12 protein-coding genes and 2 pseudogenes are annotated in these 19,280 nt (G+C 70.9%); 4 read left to right on the forward strand and 10 right to left on the reverse strand.

What is annotated here, in order from left to right; all coding sequences use genetic code 11:
- Nucleotides 1-66: 66 nt before the first annotated feature.
- Nucleotides 67-627 (reverse strand): transcriptional regulator NrdR, encoded by a 561-nt coding sequence (gene nrdR / locus ACZ6TU_RS34890; protein WP_467681034.1) that lies wholly within the window; start codon nt 625-627, stop codon nt 67-69.
- Between the two features lie 621 nt (nt 628-1,248).
- Here nrdR and lexA point away from each other — a divergent pair.
- On the forward strand, nt 1,249-2,028 hold the full coding sequence (gene lexA / locus ACZ6TU_RS34895; protein ID WP_030845416.1) for a transcriptional repressor LexA: 780 nt from the start codon (nt 1,249-1,251) through the stop codon (nt 2,026-2,028).
- Nucleotides 2,029-2,182: 154 nt separating this feature from the next.
- On the opposite strand, the gene ACZ6TU_RS34900 is transcribed toward lexA, so the two are convergent.
- The 4 genes from ACZ6TU_RS34900 to ACZ6TU_RS34915 form a co-directional block, all read right to left on the reverse strand.
- On the reverse strand, nt 2,183-4,159 hold the full coding sequence (locus tag ACZ6TU_RS34900) for an ATP-dependent DNA helicase (RefSeq protein WP_467681036.1): 1,977 nt from the start codon (nt 4,157-4,159) through the stop codon (nt 2,183-2,185).
- 328 nt (nt 4,160-4,487) lie between these two features.
- On the reverse strand, nt 4,488-5,393 hold the full coding sequence (locus ACZ6TU_RS34905) for a GNAT family N-acetyltransferase (RefSeq protein ID WP_469552883.1): 906 nt from the start codon (nt 5,391-5,393) through the stop codon (nt 4,488-4,490).
- A 91-nt stretch (nt 5,394-5,484) separates the two neighbouring features.
- A complete protein-coding gene (locus ACZ6TU_RS34910) occupies nt 5,485-7,362 on the reverse strand; it encodes an IucA/IucC family protein (protein WP_469552926.1) in 1,878 nt (625 codons plus the stop codon).
- A gap of 279 nt (nt 7,363-7,641) precedes the next feature.
- Nucleotides 7,642-9,060 carry a diaminobutyrate--2-oxoglutarate transaminase family protein gene (locus ACZ6TU_RS34915; protein ID WP_469552928.1) on the reverse strand — a complete coding sequence of 473 codons (1,419 nt, stop codon included), beginning with the start codon at nt 9,058-9,060 and terminating at the stop codon, nt 7,642-7,644.
- Between the two features lie 339 nt (nt 9,061-9,399).
- On the opposite strand from ACZ6TU_RS34915, the gene ACZ6TU_RS34920 reads away from it, so the two are divergent.
- Together ACZ6TU_RS34920 and ACZ6TU_RS34925 are read left to right on the forward strand one after the other, a co-directional pair.
- On the forward strand, nt 9,400-10,620 hold the full coding sequence (locus ACZ6TU_RS34920; RefSeq protein WP_467681040.1) for a trypsin-like serine peptidase: 1,221 nt from the start codon (nt 9,400-9,402) through the stop codon (nt 10,618-10,620).
- A 169-nt stretch (nt 10,621-10,789) separates the two neighbouring features.
- Nucleotides 10,790-11,180, forward strand: a pseudogene (locus tag ACZ6TU_RS34925) (hypothetical protein); the annotation flags it as partial.
- A 140-nt stretch (nt 11,181-11,320) separates the two neighbouring features.
- On the opposite strand, the gene ACZ6TU_RS34930 reads toward ACZ6TU_RS34925, so the two are convergent.
- The gene (locus ACZ6TU_RS34930) at nt 11,321-11,770 is read right to left on the reverse strand and encodes a MarR family winged helix-turn-helix transcriptional regulator (protein ID WP_467681042.1); all 450 of its coding nucleotides are present in this window, start codon (nt 11,768-11,770) and stop codon (nt 11,321-11,323) included.
- A 54-nt stretch (nt 11,771-11,824) separates the two neighbouring features.
- Here ACZ6TU_RS34930 and ACZ6TU_RS34935 point away from each other — a divergent pair, with 54 nt between their 5' ends.
- A complete protein-coding gene (locus ACZ6TU_RS34935; RefSeq protein ID WP_469552885.1) occupies nt 11,825-12,694 on the forward strand; it encodes an NmrA/HSCARG family protein in 870 nt (289 codons plus the stop codon).
- A 27-nt stretch (nt 12,695-12,721) separates the two neighbouring features.
- On the opposite strand, the pseudogene ACZ6TU_RS34940 reads toward ACZ6TU_RS34935, so the two are convergent.
- The 4 genes and pseudogenes from ACZ6TU_RS34940 to ACZ6TU_RS34955 form a co-directional block, all read right to left on the reverse strand.
- Nucleotides 12,722-13,399, reverse strand: a pseudogene (locus ACZ6TU_RS34940) (IS30 family transposase); the annotation flags it as partial.
- A 48-nt stretch (nt 13,400-13,447) separates the two neighbouring features.
- The gene (hflX, locus tag ACZ6TU_RS34945) at nt 13,448-14,941 is read right to left on the reverse strand and encodes a GTPase HflX (RefSeq protein ID WP_467681046.1); all 1,494 of its coding nucleotides are present in this window, start codon (nt 14,939-14,941) and stop codon (nt 13,448-13,450) included.
- A 155-nt stretch (nt 14,942-15,096) separates the two neighbouring features.
- Complete coding sequence (locus ACZ6TU_RS34950; protein WP_469552887.1) at nt 15,097-16,659, reverse strand: M1 family metallopeptidase; 1,563 nt, start codon at nt 16,657-16,659, stop codon at nt 15,097-15,099.
- Nucleotides 16,660-16,780: 121 nt separating this feature from the next.
- Nucleotides 16,781-19,012 (reverse strand): RelA/SpoT family protein, encoded by a 2,232-nt coding sequence (locus ACZ6TU_RS34955; RefSeq protein WP_467681050.1) that lies wholly within the window; start codon nt 19,010-19,012, stop codon nt 16,781-16,783.
- Nucleotides 19,013-19,280: the final 268 nt, after the last annotated feature.

Here is a 19,280-nt window from a genome sequence, read left to right on the forward strand (position 1 = left end):
CAACAGGTCTTCACATCGCCGCCGCCCGGCCGGGCCCGGAGCTGCCGTCCGGGTCCGGCCCGCCGGTCAGTCGGCGGCGCCTGCGGGCTCGGGGACGTGTGACGTCCCTCCGGGCCCGCGGTCGTCTTCCTGGCTCCCCGCACCCGCGTCCTCGCGGTCGCCGTCGTCCGTGCCGGGGGGTCCCGTCTCTTCCCTGAGCTCCGCGATGGCCGCCTCGAAGTCCTCGAGCGAGTCGAACGCCCGGTAGACGGAGGCGAATCGCAGATAAGCGACGAGATCGAGCTCCTGCAACGGGCCGAGTATGGCCAGCCCCACGTCGTGGGTGGTCAGCTCGGCGCTTCCGGTGGCCCGCACCGCCTCCTCGACCCGCTGGCCGAGCTGGGCGAGCGCGTCCTCGGTGACGGGCCGTCCCTGACAGGCCTTGCGCACACCATTGATGATCTTCGTACGGCTGAAAGGCTCGGTGACTCCGGACCGCTTGACCACCATGAGCGAGCACGTCTCCACGGTCGTGAAACGACGGGAGCAGTCAGGACACTGGCGGCGCCTGCGGATCGACGTGCCGTCGTCGGTCGTACGGCTGTCGACGACACGGCTGTCGGGGTGCCTGCAGAAGGGGCAGTGCATGAACTCCAACCCTCCTCACAGCAGACTCAATAGCCTCGCTGGGTCTCTTGCGCCCCACGAAGCAGCCCCAAGCATAGGCGATGACCATGGGCACCAAGACCCGGGGGACCACAACTTGTGGGCTGCTGTTGCAATCCAACCACTAGATGTGGGGATTGGCTCATACACCCACGCCGTATGCGCGTGTCGCGCGCGTAGATGCGGGTGACGCGCGACCGACCCGGCCGCGCGGGCCTCGTACGCCCGCAGCCGTACCGCCGGACACGCCCGGCCGCGCCCCGCCGGCCGCATCCGTACACGCACAGCCGTATCGCTGCGGCACATGCGGAGATACCGTGGGCGCCGCGAGGAGGGGACGTGGGACTCCGGCACAGATGAGAGCTGGTCCCGGGGCGGGGGAACGCCGGATGGCAGACTGGGCAACAGACCCCGAGGCGGCCACCCCGGCGGTGAAGAGTACAGCAATGGGCGCTTTTGCCCACCAGGTGGAGCGGTAGCCAATACACCCGGACACATGATCGCGTCAGCCAATTCGCGATTTTTCACTCGAACGTGTGTTTGGCGCAACCTTTCGAAAGCAACTACCGTTGTCCAGCAGGGAGACCATCGAGAGGGGCCGACGTGACCACCACCGCAGACAGTGCCGCCATCACTGCCCAGGACCGCTCCCAGGGCCGACTGGAGCCGGTGCACGCGATGAACGAAGCCACGAACCCGGAGGGGCACAAGCGCTCCCTGCCGGGACGACCTCCCGGCATCCGGGCGGACAGTTCCGGACTCACCGACCGCCAGCGTCGCGTGATCGAGGTCATCAGGGACTCTGTGCAGCGGCGCGGCTACCCGCCGTCGATGCGCGAAATCGGCCAGGCCGTCGGCCTGTCCAGCACGTCTTCCGTCGCACACCAGCTGATGGCACTGGAGCGCAAGGGCTTCCTGCGCCGTGACCCGCACCGCCCTCGCGCGTACGAGGTGCGCGGTTCCGACCAGGCCGCCTCCGTGCAGCCCACAGACACCGCGGGCAAGCCGGCCGCGTCGTACGTCCCGCTGGTCGGCCGCATCGCCGCCGGTGGCCCGATCCTCGCCGAGGAGTCCGTCGAAGACGTCTTCCCCCTCCCCCGCCAGCTCGTCGGCGACGGTGAGCTGTTCGTCCTGAAGGTCGTCGGTGACTCGATGATCGAGGCCGCCATCTGCGACGGCGACTGGGTCACGGTCCGCCGCCAGCCGGTCGCCGAGAACGGCGACATCGTGGCCGCGATGCTCGACGGAGAAGCCACCGTCAAGCGGTTCAAGCGCGAGGACGGCCACGTCTGGCTCCTGCCGCACAACGCGGCCTACGAGCCGATTCCCGGCGACGACGCGACCATCCTCGGCAAGGTGGTGGCCGTACTGCGCCGCGTCTGACACCGCGCACCGCGTCGGGTGGGCCCAGTCGGCCCGCCCTCTGACCGGGCCCCGGGACCCCTGCGCCGGTTCCGGGGCCCTGCGCTGTCCGGGCCCGAACAGCGCAGGGCCGGGGTCGGCCGGCGGCTCCGCAGCCGCAGACCGACCCCGAGGCTCACTCGGCTTCCGTCTGCTTCGCCAGCGCGTCGATCGCCGCCAGCGACTTCCGCACCTGGTTACGGTCCGTCGTGTACCAGAAGTCGGGCAGTGACGCCTGCAGGTAGCTCCCGTATCGGGCCGTCGCCAGACGCTGGTCCAGCACGGCGACCACACCGCGATCGCCCGACGCCCGTACGAGACGGCCGGCGCCCTGGGCCATGAGGAGCGCGGCGTGGGTGGCGGCGACCGCCATGAAGCCGTTGCCGCCCGCGTCCTCCACGGCCTTCTGGCGGGCGCTCATCAGGGGGTCGTCGGGGCGCGGGAACGGGATCTTGTCCATGACGACCAGCTGACAGTTGGGTCCGGGGACGTCCACGCCCTGCCACAGCGACAGGGTGCCGAACAGGCAGGTCTTCGGATCGGCCGCGAAGTTCTTGATGAGCTCGCCGAGCGTCTCCTCCCCTTGGAGGAGGATCGGGAACTCCGGGATCCGGGAACGCAGTTCCTCGGCGGCCAGCTGGGCGCCCCGCATGGAGGAGAACAGGCCCAGGGTGCGGCCGCCCGCCGCCTGGATGAGCTCCGTGAGCTCGTCGAGCATGTCCCCGCGGTCACCGTCCCGCGCGGGACGCGCCAGGTGCTTCGCGACGTACAGGATGCCCTGCTTGCGGTAGTCGAAGGGCGAGCCGACATCGATGCCCTTCCACTGCGGCAGGTCATCACCCTCGGTGCCCTCGGGGGCGAGCCCCAGGGAAGCGCCGACACCGTTGAAGTCGCCGCCCAGCTTCAGCGTCGCGGACGTCAGGACCACGGAGCGGTCCGCGAAGAGCTTCTCCCGCAGCAGGCCCGAGACGGACATGGGGGCGACGCGCAGGGAGGCACCGAAGCGGTCATGGCGCTCGTACCAGACCACGTCCCACTCGGAGCCGTTCGTGATCCGTTCCGCCACGTCGTGCACGTTCTCCACGGAGGCCAGGGCCTGCTTGCGGACCGCGTCCTCGTCCTGGACGGACTTGTCGCGGGTCGTGCCGATGGCGGAGATGACGGTGCGGCACGCGTCGCGCAGCGCCATGAGGGCGTAGCCGAGGTCCTCGGGGATCTCTTCCAGGCGGCCCGGCAACGCGAGCTCCATCAGCCGTTCGAAACCCTCGGCGGCGGTCTGGAGCTGGTCCGCCGCCTTCTCGTTGACGAGTTTCGCGGCCCGGCGCACCGCACGGTTGACCTGGCCGGGGGTGAGCTCCCCGGTGGCGACTCCGGTGACGCGCGAGACCAGCTCATGGGCCTCGTCGACGATCAGCACCTCGTGCTGCGGAAGGACCGGGGCGCCCTCGATGGCGTCGATCGCGAGCAGTGCGTGATTGGTGACGACGACCTCGGAGAGCTTGGCGCGCTCGCGGGCCATCTCGGCGAAGCACTCCGCGCCGTAGGCGCACTTCGATGCGCCCAGGCACTCCCGCGACGACACCGACACCTGGGCCCAGGCCCGGTCCGAGATGCCGGGTGTGAGGTCGTCACGGTCGCCGGTCTCGGTCTCGTCGGCCCAGTCGCGCACCCGCAGCAGGTCCTGGCCCAGCTTGCTGGTGGGCGCGGCCGCCTCGAACTGGTCGAAGAGGCCCTCCTCCTCGTCCTGCGGGACACCCTCGTGCATGCGGTGCAGGCACAGGTAGTTCGACCGGCCCTTGAGCATCGCGAATTCCGGGCGGCGGCGCAGCAGGGGGTGGAGCGACTCGACCGTTCTCGGCAGGTCGCGCTCCACCAGCTGGCGCTGAAGGGCCAGGGTGGCGGTCGCGACGACCACACGCTCCCCGTGCGCGAGCGCGGGCACCAGGTAGCCCAGCGACTTGCCGGTGCCGGTGCCGGCCTGGACCAGCAGGTGGGAGCCGTCGTCGATCGCTTCCGCGACGGCTTCGGCCATGGCCACCTGACCGGGGCGCTCCGTACCGCCGACGGCAGTGACGGCAGCATGCAGGAGTTCGGGGAGTGAGGGCTTCGTCATAGCGCGACCACCCTACGACCCAGCACTGACAAACGGGTGATCAAGGCGGGGACGGGGGACGGGATCAAGACCTTGGACTCCTCGGTGAGGTGGGGCGGATGGGAGAGGGGGCGGCCCGGAGGGCGTGACCGGTTCGGGACGGGCAGGGCAGCGCGGCCGTGGGCAGGGCGGGGTGGCGCGAGTTGTGGCGGGGCGGGCCGGAGGGCCTCGGCCTTCCACTGTGGCCGCGCGGATGGGGTGACGATCGGCTTGAGAAATCTCTGCGGCATGAGCGGGAACTGCGGCGGCACGCGCCGCGTTCAATGAGTGATGGCGCGATAACACAGCGCTACAGCAGATGCCGAAGGGACCGGTCTCGGACCATGAGGGCGGCTCGCTTGTCGGGCAGGTCGACCTCGGCGGAGAACCGGAAGCCGGCGGTCAGGAAGGCGGCAATGGAGGGGGTGTTGCGAATGTCGGGTTCCGCGATGACGCGTGCGCAGGAGGGCCGCTGCGCGAGTACGAGATCGGCTACGGCTCGCAGCATCAGACCGCCGAGACCACGCCCTCGGTCGGCGACAGCGCCGACCAGGAGGTGGAGCCCCGTGTCGTGAGGCCTGGCCGGGTAGTGGCGGGCCAGCGGATCCAGGTCCGCCCGGTAGATCTCCCAGTAGCTCATCGGTGTTCCGTCCAGCACACCGACGCACGGCGCGCTGCGTCCGTCGCCGGCCAGCTGGGCCAGCACGTGGTCCTCGGTCGCGTTCTGGGGTCCGGACAGCTCCCAGAAGGCCGCAGCGGCGGGGTCGTTCATCCAGCGGCTGATGAGCGGAAGATCACGTTCGACGCGCACGGGGACGAGGTGGAAGACGCCGACGGGTGTGTCGGTCGGGCCCCAGTCGGCTACGCGGTCGAGGAGATCGTCCTCGGCCGGGAGGACCGAGAGAACAGAGGCCTCACGGGTCACGGCGATGGAGGCGAAAGGCTGGGCCATGGTCTGGTCCGGCCGCCGTGCTCCGTGGCTGTCGGACGCCTCTTCCGCGATGAGGGCGAGGAGTTCGTCCGGGAGCCGTAGGTCCATGGTGTCTTCGCCGTGCCCCCTCCCACCGGAATCCGCACCGGGGGCCGCGCCGACTCCCGTGCTCCGGTCGGCGTCGGAACCGACGCCGAAGCGGGTGCTGGAGCCGGCCCCGGCGTTGATGTCGGCGGTGGCGGGGGCAGCGGTACCGGTGTGGGCGGTCGGGTCGGCGGGAGGCACCAGACGCTCCTCTCGGGAAAGGCGGGAAAGGGGTGAGGCGTGTCCTCAGGGTTGAAGGAGGTCCGTTGTGATCAGGGACGGGTCAGGGTGATCAGCAGTGCAGGGGGTTGGCGATGGTGACGTAGACGGACTGGGTGGCGACCGGGCCGATGAGTTCGTCGAGGCCATGGAGCCGGGTCAGCAGGTTGGCCTTGCAGCGCAGTACGGGTGAGTCCAGCAGCCGGGCCGGAAGCGAGGAGCGCAGCCGGGCCGGGCCGGAGGCGACGTTCCCGAGGAAACGGCGGAAGGCGGCGAGCAGCAGTCGTTCGTCGGCCAGTCGCTGGGAGCCGAACGCGCCGATGAGGCCGAGGACGTTGTTGACCGCCAGGTAGTAAGCGAACCGCTCGTCGGTGACCTCGTCACAGACGAACGTGTCGCTCCGCTCCCCGATGCCGGGCAGCCGGGCGTCGAGGTCCGCGCGCCGGGACTCGCGGAAGTAGTAGCCCTGGTTGTCGCGGTAACGGCCGCCCCTTGGCCATCCGTCGGCGTCCAGCAGGAGCAGGGTGTTCTGCTGGTGAGCCTCCAGGGCGATGCCGGCCTCACCGTCCAGCCACAGGACGGGACGCACGACGTGCTCGAGGTAGCGCAGAAACCACTCGGCGGCGACGGCCCCACGGGGCCGACCGGTCCGGCGAGCGAGACGCGTGACGACCTCGGCCAGCCGAGAGCGCAGGACCAGGCCCTGGTTCTCCGGGCGGCCGGGAGCGGTTCCCGGCCGACCAGGTGAGCAGGGGCGCGGCGAGACGAGTCCGGCGACGCAGGAGACATCGTCCGAGGGGTCGAACGGGTTGTGGCGGATCACCACGTCCAGTCCGGGCAACGGGACGCTGTCGGAACCTCCGCCGTCGCATCCATCGACAGCGATCCAGGCCGGGTCGCGAACGATGTCGAAGCACGGATGCACGGCCCGCCACTGCTGCGCGAGTCCGCTGCGGAGCAGGCGGTGGACCTCGACGCCGCGGTGGAGTTCCTTACGGAGGTTCTCGCGACGGGAGTTGGTGATGCGCAGGCCCAGCGACAGCTTGAGCATCGCGGGGGCACCGGTTTGGTAGACGGTTCGTACAGAGGAGGTGGGTTGCCAAGGGGTGCCGTGGGTGCCGAGGTCGCGGAGCAGTCCGCTGTCGAGCAGGGCAGCGGTCTCCGGGCGGTGCCGGATCTCGCGTGCCTGCCAAGGGTGGAGGGGCAGTAGGGCGTACCCGTCCGGCAGCGGCAGGTCGGTCCCGGCCAGGCGTGCGGTGAGTCGGGCCGCGGCGACGGGGCGGCCGCGTTCGGTCCAGGCGGAGTCGGTGGCGAGGACGGAGGGGGCGGCAGCCATCCAGTGCAGGGGGAAGGCGCCACGCACCTCGGGCGAGTACAGCCGTGCTTCGGCCTCGGACAGACCGTCGCGGCTCTTCGGCGTCGGGTGCAGGGGGTGTCCGAGGACGAGTGACTGTTCCGCGGCCAGGAAGAGGTCGGGGCCGTCGACCGGGTGTTCGCGGCGGTCGCTGAGGAAGGCGGCGACGCGGCGGAGGGAGTCGGCAACTCCGGCGACGAGTCCGACGCCGTCGCCGTTACTGGCGCAGTCGCCGTGGCCGCGGCCGTTCTCGTCTGCGGGCGTCTCCCTGGAGAGCAGAGCGGCGACCGTGACGGCGTCGGCCGGTGGGGTGTGGTCGGGAGCGTCGGCCAGACGCGGGAGACCGAAGCGGTGCCAGCCTGTCGGGGACCAGTAGTGGACGGGGGCGAGCAGGGCCGTGCCGCTGGCAGGAAGGGGGATGCGGAGGATGTCGTCGGCGGGGGCGGGCTGGTCGGTCTCGCGCACCCAGCAGCGGAGCAGCGTCTCCACGGCTGCTGTCTGGGCGACGGTGTGCGGGTCGGGATGCTCCGAGAGGTCGGCGGTGACTCCGCCGGCCCTGAACTCGCCGCCCCGCACCTCACCGTCCCTCACCTCCACGTCCTGCACCTCGGCGAGCTGCGCCGCCCCAGGCTTCTGACACGGCACCGTCGGGACCACCGGGTTCACCGACGCCCGCGAGGCCCGGACGTCAGCAGAGCCTCGTTCCGGCGTCGTGGCGTGGTCGTCGGGCTCGGGGATGGCGTTCAAGACAGGTACCTCGCTGGGTGGTTCCGGGGCGTGCGATCGGGGCCTGCGAGCCGGGGGTCCCGCACAGGCTCGCGGCGTGAAAACTCGCGGTGTGAACGCTCATGGCATGAGCTCTCGCGGGATCGAGGCTCACCGCGCAAACGGCGCTGGCGCCGCGCCCCCATCGCACCGAGCCGCCGCCCGGACAGCATCGGCCAGGCGGTCCTGCACGGCGGCCGCCTGTTCGTCCGTGATCGTCAGGGGCGGCAGCAGCCGGACGACGCCGGCATGACGGCCGCCGAGTCCGACGATGAGGCCGCGCCGCAGGCACTCCCGCTGGACTGCGGCCGCCAGTTCGGGAGCGGCGGGGAGAGGCGCCCCCGCAGCCTCAGCCACCCGCCCGACTCCCCCGGCCGCTCCCTCCGGATCCACGAACTCCACCCCGATCATGAGCCCCCGCCCTCGCACATCCCCCACGCACGGAAACTCCCCGGCCAGGCCCTGGAGTCGACTGAGCATGCGCGCTCCGAGAGTCGCCGCGCGCTCGGCGAGGTGGTTTTCCCGGACGTGGGTGAGAGTCGCCGTGCCGGCGGCCATGGCGAGTTGGTTGCCGCGGAAGGCGCCGGCGGGGGCGCCGGGTTCCGGGATGTCGAGGTCGTCGCGGTAGACCACGACGGCCAGCGGCAGGCTGCCTCCGATGGCCTTGGAGAGGACCATCACGTCGGGAGTCACTCCGCTGTGCTCCACGGCCCAGAAGGCACCGGTCCGCCCGACGCCCGTCTGGCTCTCGTCGGCGATCAAGGGGACGGACCGGTCGGCCGTGAGCTGCCGCATGCGCCGCAGCCAGGCGTCCGGTGCGGGGATCACCCCGCCCTCGCCCTGGACGGGCTCGACGATCATCCCGGCGGGGAGCGGGGCGCCCGGCCCGGAGTCGTCGAGGACGGACTCGGTCCAGCGGGCGGCGAGGTCGGCCCCGCGCTCGCCCCCGACGCCGAAGGGGCAGCGGAAGTCCTGCGGGTAGGGCAGGCGGACGACCCGTCCGTCGTGGGCGCCGGCGGACGCGTCGAGTGCTCCGGCCGTCCTTCCGTGGGTGGCGCCGGTGAACGCGATGAGGCCGGTCCGGCCGGTGGCCGCGCGCACGAGTTCGCAGGCGGTCTCCACGGCGTCGCTGCCGGCCGGTCCGCAGAACCGCACGCGGGCCCGGTCGGCGAGCCCTGGGGGCAGGGTGCGGAACAGCTCGGTGATGAAGGCGTCCTTGACGGGTGTGGCCAGGTCGAGGGCGTTCAGGGGCGCGCCGGAGTCGAGGACCTTGCGGATGGCTTCGAGGACGACCGGGTGGTTGTGTCCGAGGGCGAGCGTGCCGGCGCCGGAGAGGCAGTCCAGGTAGCGGCGGCCGTCCGCGCCCTCGATGGTCAGACCCCGGGCCCGCACCGGCACGATCGGCAGGGCGCGGGCGTAGGTGCGGGCCGCGGACTCGCGCGCGGACTGGCGGCGCAGAATCCCCTCGTGCGCGGCGCGCGGTCCCGGTGCCGTGTCGTCGACGGCACTTGGGAGGGCCCTGACCGGCATACGCCCCACAGCAGCCTCCTCGGACGCACATCCCCCATGGGTGGATTCCGCCACGACTTCCCTGACCTCCCACTGGGCACGGGCATAGAGGACCGCACACAGACAGCAGGCCCCTCATCGCTACCAACCCCGGTCCGCTCACCGGGTTACGGGTTGCCTCAAGATCCTTTCCGTGACGGAACTGTTGCGGTTCCGTCGGGCCGCCCCCACAGCCGCCGCATAGTGTGTGGTGCCGTTCCCGGACGCCGTGAGCTCGGCCTGAACTCCCCATGAGTCGGGGAAACCAGGGCCGAAGCACCGGTTCGTCCATGTTCGTTCCACATCAGGGGGAGTCACATCATGCGATCCACACGGCCGTCGTCCACCGCCAGCCGAGAGGGGAGGTCGCGCCGCAGGAACTCCCCCGTGCTGGCCGCCGTTGCCCTCGCCTCGGCGCTCGCGCTGACCGCCACCGCCTGTGAGTCGGGCGACGCCGCGGCGGGCGGCGAGGCCTCCGCGTCGGCGAGCGCCTCCGACGACGGCAAGCTGAGGATCCCGGACGACATCAGGGACCGGCTCCGCGAGCACGGCATCGACGTCGACAAGTGGAAGAACGGCGCCTGGAAGAACTGGGATCGGGACGACTGGCTGCGCGAGGCCAACGAGTACATCAACCCGATCATCGAGGGGCTCTGGGACCCGGACCGCATGCGGGAGGCCGAGGAACCCGACCAGGGCGTGGACGACAGCGACCTCGCCGGTGACCAGGGCGTGACCGACCCCACGCCCGAGCCGGTGCAGGCGCAGGCCGTGCCTCCGTCGTACCACGCCAACGCGCCCACGGCCGGGAAGGTGTTCTTCGACTCCCCCAAGGGCTCGGCCGTCTGCTCGGCGACGGTGGTGAAGGACCCGGCCCACCCGGGCAAGTCCAACCTCGTGTGGACGGCGGGCCACTGCGTGCACGCGGGCAAGAAGGGCGGCTGGTACCGCAACATCGCGTTCGTGCCGTCGTACAACGACGACGGCAAGCCGGTCGCGGAGCTGGAGAACGCCACCAGGGAGGACGTCGCTCCCTACGGTGTCTGGTGGGGAGAGTGGGCGCAGACATCGGCACAGTGGATCGAGCAGGGCGGCTCGACGGGCGGGGACGGCGCGCCCTACGACTTCGCGGTCATCCATGTGACGCCGGAGAAGGGCAGCGGCAAGTCTCTGGAGGAGACGGTCGGTTCCGCGCTGCCGGTCGACTTCAAGGCTCCCGCCGTACCGAAGGTGAAGAGCGTCACGGCGATCGGCTACCCGGCCGCACCGCCGTACGACGGGCAGAAGCTGTACCGCTGCCAGGACCGGCCGGGCCGGCTGTCGGTCACCGCGTCGGACCCGACGATGTACCGCATGGGCTGCACCATGACCGGCGGTTCGTCGGGGGGCGGCTGGGTCGCGACGGGCTCGGACGGCAAGCCGGCGCTGGTGTCCAACACCTCGATCGGCCCGGTGACGTCGGGCTGGCTGGCCGGCCCGCGGCTGGGCGAGGTGGCGAAGGGCGTGTACGACTCGGTCAGCGAGAAGTTCGCGGGCCGGTGACGACCCACTGAGCACCGTCGGCGGTGGGGTGGTGCCCGTGCCCACCTGGCGCAACGGCCCGTGGACTCACGGGAACCTCCCCACCCCACCCCCGTACGTCCTCAACTTCACGGGCACAGTGGGGTGTCGCACCGGGTGGGCTCCGGCGCCAGGCATGACATGCCCGAGCCCCGAGCAGGGTGCCAAGTCCCTGGAGGAGACGGTCGGCGCCGCGCTGGACGTGGACTTCTTCGCGCCGTCCGCGGCCGAGGCCGCCAAGCTGGGCGCCTGGGGCTACCCGGCGGCGCCGCCCTGCAACGGCCTGAAGATGTTCAAGTGCATCGACGTCCCGGGCCGGTTCTCGCTCAGCCCGAGCCTGCCGACGATGTACCGCATCGACTGCACCATGATCGGCGGTTCGTCCGGCGGCGGCTGGTTCCGGGTGCTGAAACGGCAAGTCCGTGCTCGTGTCCAATTCCTCGATCGGCCCGGCCGACAACAGCTGGCTCGCCGGCCCGCAGCTGGGCCGTGATGCCGAGGCGCTCTACCGGAACATGAGCAAGACGTACGGCGGTCGGTGACCGGGACCTACCGAAGGCCCGCTGCCCGCGGATGCGCTTTCCAGGGATCGTCGCAACACGTGGTCGGTCGATCAGCCCGCCAGTAGTTCACGCAGGCGCTCGGCCTGGTTTCCCAGCCGAGCGTTGTGCGTGAGCGGCCGTCATTGCTTGCCGCGCAGGCGGGCGATCTGTTGCCGGGAGAGTTCAACGGTGCGCCGCATGTGCCGGTACAGCAGGGCGCGCTCGTCCTCGGTGTAGTCGGCGAACATCGCCCGCCATCCCTCGCCCAGCTCCGACCACAGTTCCATGAGATCCCGCATCGCCTCCGGGACAGGCTCCACCCGGACCCGGCGGCGGTCGGTCTTGTCGCGGTGCCGGACCACGTAGCCGGCCTTCTCGAGACGGTCGACCAGCCGGGTCGCCGAGCCGCTGGTCAGGCCGGTGAGTTCGGCGATCCGGCCGGTGGTGAACGGGCCGGGCTCGGCGGTCAGCAGGTTGAGGCACTGGACGTCGGTGGGGTGCAGCTTGAGATGGTCCGCAACCGCCTGGTTGAACATGACGTACGAGGCCAGGTAGCGGCGGGACTCCTGCTGGAGATCGTCAATGAGCATGCACACCATCCTTAATACCTGCGCGACGCAGCAACTGCGTTGTACGGTAACCGCATGACGAAGGAACCATACCGGCCCGTGGTGGCCGTCGCCGGAGCGACCGGCGCCCAAGGCGGCGCGGCCGCCCGCTCGCTGCTCGATCAGGGCTTCCAGGTCCGGGCTCTGACCCGCAATCCCGACTCGGCGGCCGCCCACGCGCTGAGGGTCCTCGGCGCCGAGGTGCACGCCGCCGATTTCGACGACAGCAAGTCGCTGGAAGCCGCTCTGAAGGGCGCCGACGGATTGTTTGCGATGTCCACGCCATTCGGCTCCAACCCGGAGACCGAAGTCCAGCAGGGCATCGACCTGCTGGAGGCCGCCCGTGGCGTCGGGCACATCGTGTTCACCTCGGCCGCGCACGCCGACCGCAGCACGGGCATCCCGCACTTCGACAGCAAGTACCGCATCGAACGGCACCTGCGAGGGCTGGGTGTGCAGTGGACGATCCTCGGCCCGGCCGCGTTCATGGACAACTACACGGTCGAGTGGTCGCTCGAGGGTCTGCGCGATGGCCGGTTCGTGCTGCCGATGCCGGCCGACCGGCCGCTGCCGCTGATTCCCGCGCGGGACATCGGCGCCTTCGCGGCCCATGTTCTCGCGCGGCCGGAGGAGTTCGCCGGCAGGCGCATCGACATCGCCTCCGACGAGCTGACCTGCCTGGAGATCGCGGAAGCCCTGACCGGCGTGTGCGGCCGGCCGATCGTCTTCGAGCGGCTGCCGATCGCCCATGTCGAGGCGTTCTCGGCCGATCTCGCCGCGATGTTCCGCTACTTCACCGAGGTCGGCCTCGATGTGGACGTGAACGCGCTGCGGCGCGACTTTCCGGAGATCGGCTGGCAGCGCTTCGGCACCTGGGCGGCCAAGCGCACATGGCCGGTCAGCTGAGTCCACGCGGTCAGCACATGGCCGGACTCACGCCGCGAGCAGTTCACGCAGGCGCTCGGCCGGGGTTTCCCAGCCGAGCGTTTTGCGTGGGCGACCGTTGAGTTCGGCGGCGACAACGGCCGCGCTGCCAGGGGCTGGCCGGATCACAGATGTAGACGGGGACGTCGGTGGCGATCGTGAACTCGGGGTGTCGGCCCATCTCGTTGCCCTTGTCCCAGGTGAGCGAGCGTTTCAGGTGGGACGGCAGCGTCTGCACGGTCCCCACCAGCGCATCGCGGACCAGCTCGTGCCCCGGCCATTCGGCAGATGCTGGAGCATCACGTAGCGGGAGGCACGCGCGACAAGGGTGCCGATGGCGGAGGCGCCGTCCTTGCCGATGATCATCACCATCGGGTCGCGGAAGCGGGGCCGACGCTGCTGAGCCTGACGGCGGGGGTTGCGCCGCACGCGACGTGCCTCGGGGGCCTGAGCTGCGTGCGGGCGGTAATGCCACTGACCACGGGTCCCGACAGTGCGGTTGCGGCGTACGTACCTCGCTGCTGATGGCCGAGGGATTGCGGCCCAGTTCAGCAGCTGTCGCGCGGATCGCGGCCTTCCCCGCAGCCGGTCGGCGATGCAGATCCGGTCGTCCTCACGCAGGTGGAACGGTGGCACGCCTTCTTGTTGCTCAGGCCTGCTGCGTGAGCTGGAGGTATGCCTCCCGCTCACGCAGCAGCTTCTTGCGTCCCTGAACTACGTCTGACGCCGAAGCCGTCAGAGCGCCGGCGCCGGGACGTACGGCGAGAGCTCCGCCGCCAGTTCCTCGTGCACCCGCACCTTGAGCAGAGTGCCCTCCGGGGTGTGCTCCTCGGAGAGGATCTCACCCTCGTCGTGGGCACGGGCGACCAGCTTGCCGTGCGTGTACGGCACGAGTGCCTCGATCTCGACCGACGGGCGCGGCAGCTCGTTGTCGATGAGCGCGAGCAGCTCGTCGATGCCCTGGCCGGTGCGGGCCGAGACGGCCATGGACCGCTTCTCGACACGCATCAGCCGCTGGAGCGTCAGCGGGTCGGCCGCGTCGGCCTTGTTGATCACGACGATCTCGGGTACGTCGGTGGCGCCGACGTCCCTGATCACCTCGCGCACGGCGGCCAGCTGCTCCTCCGGGTTCGGGTGGGAACCGTCCACCACGTGCAGGATCAGGTCGGACTCGCCGACCTCCTCCATCGTGGAGCGGAACGCCTCGACCAGGTGGTGGGGCAGATGGCGGACAAAGCCGACCGTGTCGGCCAGCGTGTACAGCCGGCCGCTCGGCGTCTCGGCCCGGCGCACGGTCGGGTCGAGGGTCGCGAACAGGGCGTTCTCGACCAGCACGCCCGCGCCCGTGAGGCGGTTGAGCAGCGAGGACTTGCCGGCGTTGGTGTAGCCCGCGATGGCGACCGAGGGCACCTTGTGGCGCTTGCGCTCCTGGCGCTTGATCTCGCGGCCGGTCTTCATGTCCGCGATCTCCCGGCGCATCTTCGCCATCTTCTCGCGGATCCGACGCCGGTCCGTCTCGATCTTGGTCTCACCGGGACCACGGGTGGCGAGGCCGCCGCCCTTGCCGCCGCCCATCTGACGGGACAGCGACTGACCCCAGCCTCGGAGCCTCGGCAGCATGTACTGCATCTGCGCGAGCGCGACCTGCGCCTTGCCCTCTCGGGACTTGGCGTGCTGGGCGAAGATGTCGAGGATCAGGGCCGTACGGTCGATGACCTTGACCTTGACGACGTCCTCGAGGTGAATGAGCTGGCCCGGGCTGAGCTCACCGTCGCAGATGACGGTGTCCGCGCCCGATTCGAGGACGATGTCGCGCAGCTCCTCGGCCTTGCCGGAGCCGATGTAGGTGGCCGCGTCGGGCTTGTCGCGGCGCTGGGTCACACCGTCGAGCACCAGTGCGCCGGCCGTTTCCGCGAGGGCGGCGAGCTCCGCGAGGGAGTTGTCCGCGTCCTGCACGGTTCCCGAGGTCCAGACGCCGACGAGCACGACCCTCTCCAGACGGAGCTGGCGGTACTCGACCTCGGTGACGTCCTCGAGCTCGGTGGAGAGGCCCGCCACACGGCGCAGAGCCGCGCGGTCGGAGCGGTCGAACTGTTCGCCGTCCCGCTCTCCGTCGATCTCGTGGCTCCAGGCGACGTCCTCTTCCATCAGGGCATCGGCCCGAAGACCCTCGGGGTGGCTGTGCGCGAAGCGCTTGGTGTCCTGGGAAGGGGAAGAAGAGGAGGTCATTGGATCCTTACGTAGCTGGGAAACCGTTTACCGCGACGGAGCGCTGCGAGCTTTCCGTCACCGGCATAACGCGCGAGCACTCCGGGAGATTCCCGGCGCTCCATGCCGCGCCGACCTGAAGATAGTCGCACGGCACGGGGCGTCTCGTCACCGTGTTATCGAGCGGCCGTCTTCGCGTGTGCGGCCGGTTTCGCGGCTGCAGGCGTCTTCGCAAGCGCAGCCGGTTTCGCTGACGCAGCCGGTTTCGCCGGCGCGGCGGGCTTCCAGTCCGGGTGCCCCGGCATCGGCGGGGTCTTCTCCCCGTACAGCCAGCCCTGGAAGAAGCCACCCAGGTCGCGCCCCGAGATCTCGGCGGCGAGCCGGACGAAGTCCTCCGTCGTGGCGGTGTCGTCCTGGTAGCGGCCGACCCAGGCGCGTTCCAGTCGTTCGAAGGCCGGGCGGCCGATCTCCTGGCGCAGGGCGTACAGGACGAGCGCGGCACCGTCGTAGACGTTGGGCCGGAAGATGCTGGTCTCGCGGCCGGGCTCGGGGGCCTTCGGGGCTGCGGGTGGTCCGCCGGCAGCGCGCCAGCGGTCAGAGGCGCCGTACGCGGCCTGCATACGGTCCCGCATCGGCTTACCGGCCTGCTCCTCGGCGTACAGCGCCTCGTACCAGGTGGCGTGCCCCTCGTTGAGCCACAGGTCGGACCAGGTGCGGGGGCCGACACTGTCGCCGAACCACTGGTGGGACAGCTCGTGGATCATGATCGACTCGACGTACCACGCGGGGTAGACGGGCTCGGTGAATAGCTCCCGCTCGAAGAGGGAGAGCGTCTGGGTCTCCAGTTCGAAGCCGATGGAGGCGTCGGCCATGAGCAGGCCGTACGTCTCGAAGGGGTAGCGGCCGACCTTGCTCTCCATCCAGGCGATCTGCTCCGGGGTCTTCTCCAGCCATGGTTCGAGCGCCTTGCGGTGCCTGGTCGGGACGACGTCCCGTACGGGCAGTCCGTGCGGTCCGGCGCGGTGCAGCACCGTGGAGCGGCCGATGGAGACCTGGGCGAGCTCGGTGGCCATGGGGTGCTGGGTACGGTACGTCCACGTGGTCGCCCCGTCGGACTTGTCCACCCCGGCGGACAGGCCGTTGGCGACGGCCGTGTGGCCGTCGGGCGCGGTGACCCGGAAGGTGAACATCGCCTTGTCGGAGGGGTGGTCGTTGCACGGGAACACCAGGTGCGCGGCGTCGACCTGATTGGCCATGGCGAGGCCGTCCGCGGTGCGCACCCAGCCGCCCTCCCGGCCCTCGGCGGGCACCGGGTCGCTGGTGTGCCGCACGGTGATCCGCATCCAGTTGCCGTCCGACACGGATTCCTCCGGCGTGATCACCAGGTCCTCGCCGACGGTGCTGAAGGGGGCGGGCTCGCCGTCGACCTCGACCGAGTGGACCGTGCCGTGGGCGAAGTCCAGGTTGACGCGATCAAGGTCGGCGGTGGTCCAGGCGTCGATGGTGGTGACGGCCCGCAGCGGCTCGCTGTTGGTCCCGGGATAGGTGAAGGAGAGGTCGTACGACGCGACGTCGTAGCCGGGGTTGCCCAGATACGGGAAGAGGCGGTCGCCGACGCCGAGCGGGACGACGGGGGCGCTCGCGGCCACGAGGCAGACGGAGACGGCCGAGGCGAGCAGCGCCGCGGCCGTCCGCCGGCAACAGAAACGGGCACGGGTGCGGTGGGGGGTGAGGCGCATGCCCCAGGGCTATCAGCGCGCGCGTGCGCGGCCGGGACGACGCGCGTCCGGCCCACCCGAACCGGGGACCGGGGCCTGCGCCGGGTGCCGCCCGTGTCCGGTGAGCGGCGTCCGGGCGGGCTCAGCCGCCCTGCGTCTGCGGTTGTGCCCGGGTGACGTCGTAGACCCCGGCCACGTTGCGCATCGCGCGCATGAGGGCGGGCAGGTGGGCGGCGTCCGGGAGTTGCACGGTGTACGTGTGACGGACCTGCTGCTGGGCCGGGGGTTCGACGGTCGCGGAGACGATCTCGGCACCTTCGAGGGCCATGGCCTCCGTGAGATCCGCGAGCAGATGGGGACGGACGAACGATTCGGCGACCAGCGTGACCCGGCACTCGGTGGCATCGCCCCAGCGCACGCCGACCTCCATGCGCCCCGCGTTCTTCATACGGGCCACCGCGGCGCACTCGACGCGGTGCACGGTGACCGCTCCCCCGCGTACGGCGAAGCCGGTGATCTCGTCGGGCCGTACGGGTGTGCAGCAGCCGGCGAGCCGGACGGTCGCGCCGGGCCGGTCGGTGAGGACGTTGCCCCCGGCGGGGCGGACGGCCGCCTGCTCGGGAGCCGGTCCGTCCGGGTCTGATGCGTCGGCGGTCGCCGGTCGGGGAGCCGCCGCGCGCTCCTCGGCCTGCCGGTCCTCCCGGACCTCGCTCCGCTGGGCCTCGGCCTGCGCCGGGTGGGCTGCCAGCCACCGCTGGATGGCGATCCGGGCCGCGGGCGTGTGCGCGTGCTCCAGCCACTCCCGGGAGGGCTCGGACGCCGGGTCCTGGCCCATGAGGAGCTGGACGGTGTCGCCATCCTTCAAAACGGTGCTCAGCGTGGCCAGACGGCCGTTGACACGTGCGCCGATGCACGCGTGCGCGTCCTCGCCGTACTGCGCGTACGCGGCGTCCACGCAGGTCGCACCCTCGGGCAGGCCGAGCGTGCCGCCGTCGGGCCGGAAGACGGTGATCTCGCGGTCCTGGGCGAGGTCCTCGCGCAGGGTCGACCAGAAGTGGTCCGGGTCGGGTGCCGCCTCCTGCCAGTCGAGGAGCCTGGAGAGCCAGCCGGGGCGGGTGGGGTCGACGCGCTCGCCGTCGGCCGGGTCGTCGGGAGCCGGCGCGTACGGGTTACCGAGCGCGACGACTCCGGCCTCGGCGACCTTGTGCATCTGGTGCGTGCGGATGAGGACTTCGACGACCTGGCCGTCCATGAGGGTGCCCCCGGGCGAGTCGGTGCGGGCCTGGGGGAGGGCGACGGCCGTGTGCAGCGACTGGTACAGGTTGAACTTCGGTACGGCGATGAAGTCCTTGAACTCCGATACGACCGGCGTCATGCAGGTGTGGAGTTCGCCCAGGACGCCGTAGCAGTCGGCGTCCTCGTTCACCAGCACCAGCAGACGGCCGAAGTCGGACCCGCGGAGCCGGCCGCGTTTGCGGGAGACCCGGTGCACGGAGACGAAGTGGCGGGGGCGGATGAGGACTTCGGCCGGGATGTCCGCCTCGCGCAGCACGGTGCGCACCTCGTCGGCGACCTCGGCGAGCGGGTCGTCCGCGCGGGCGGCGTTGCGGACGATCAACTCCCTTGTGTGCTCGTACTCCTCGGGGCACAGGATCGCGAAGACGAGGTCTTCCAGTTCGGTCTTGAGCGCCTGGACGCCGAGCCGTTCGGCGAGCGGGATCAGCACGTCACGTGTCACCTTGGCGATGCGTTCCTGCTTCTCGGGGCGCATGACGCCGAGGGTGCGCATGTTGTGCAGCCGGTCGGCGAGTTTGATCGACATGACGCGGACGTCGTTGCCGGTGGCGACGAGCATCTTGCGGAAGGTCTCGGGCTCTGCGGCGGCGCCGTAGTCGACCTTCTCCAGTTTCGTGACGCCGTCGACGAGGTAGCGGACCTCCTCGCCGAACTGCTCGCCGACCTGCTCGAGCGTCACGTCCGTGTCCTCGACGGTGTCGTGGAGCAGGGACGCGGTCAACGTCGTGGTCTCGGCGCCGAGTTCGGCGAGGATCAGGGTCACGGCGAGCGGGTGCGTGATGTACGGCTCGCCGCTCTTGCGCATCTGGCCGCGGTGCGAGGACTCGGCCAGGACGTAGGCGCGGCGCAGGGGTTCGAGGTCCGCGTCGGGGTGGTGGGCACGGTGCGCGTCGACGACGTGGCTGATGGCGTCGGGCAGCCGGTCGCGGGCGGCGGGGCCGAGCAGCGCGGCGCGGCCGAGGCGGCGCAAGTCGATCCGGGGGCGGGCCTTTCTGCGGGGGGCTGTCGGCGTCACCGGTCCTGACACCGCGCCCGGCATCGGGCCTGGGGTCACGGAATTCGTGGCCTCCGCACTCATGGGCACCTCCGGCTGCGTGGACCGGCGGACGGGGTGCCCCAGGGCGGACACGGCTCAGGGGGCGGCTTCGGTCCCCCGTCCGGGCCGGTGCTTGATGCTACCGAGCCCACCATGCCCGGCTGACCGCCTCTCGCCGAGCGTGAAACTGATCACCCATTCGAGGGATGAATGTGAGGTTTGCACCCCCGTACGTCGTGACCATAACAGTCCTGTTCCCGCCAAGTGGCCGGTTCCTTACGGCGGTTTCGGGTCGAGAGGCCGACAGCGC

Source organism: Streptomyces sp. NPDC052064, assembly GCF_055585925.1.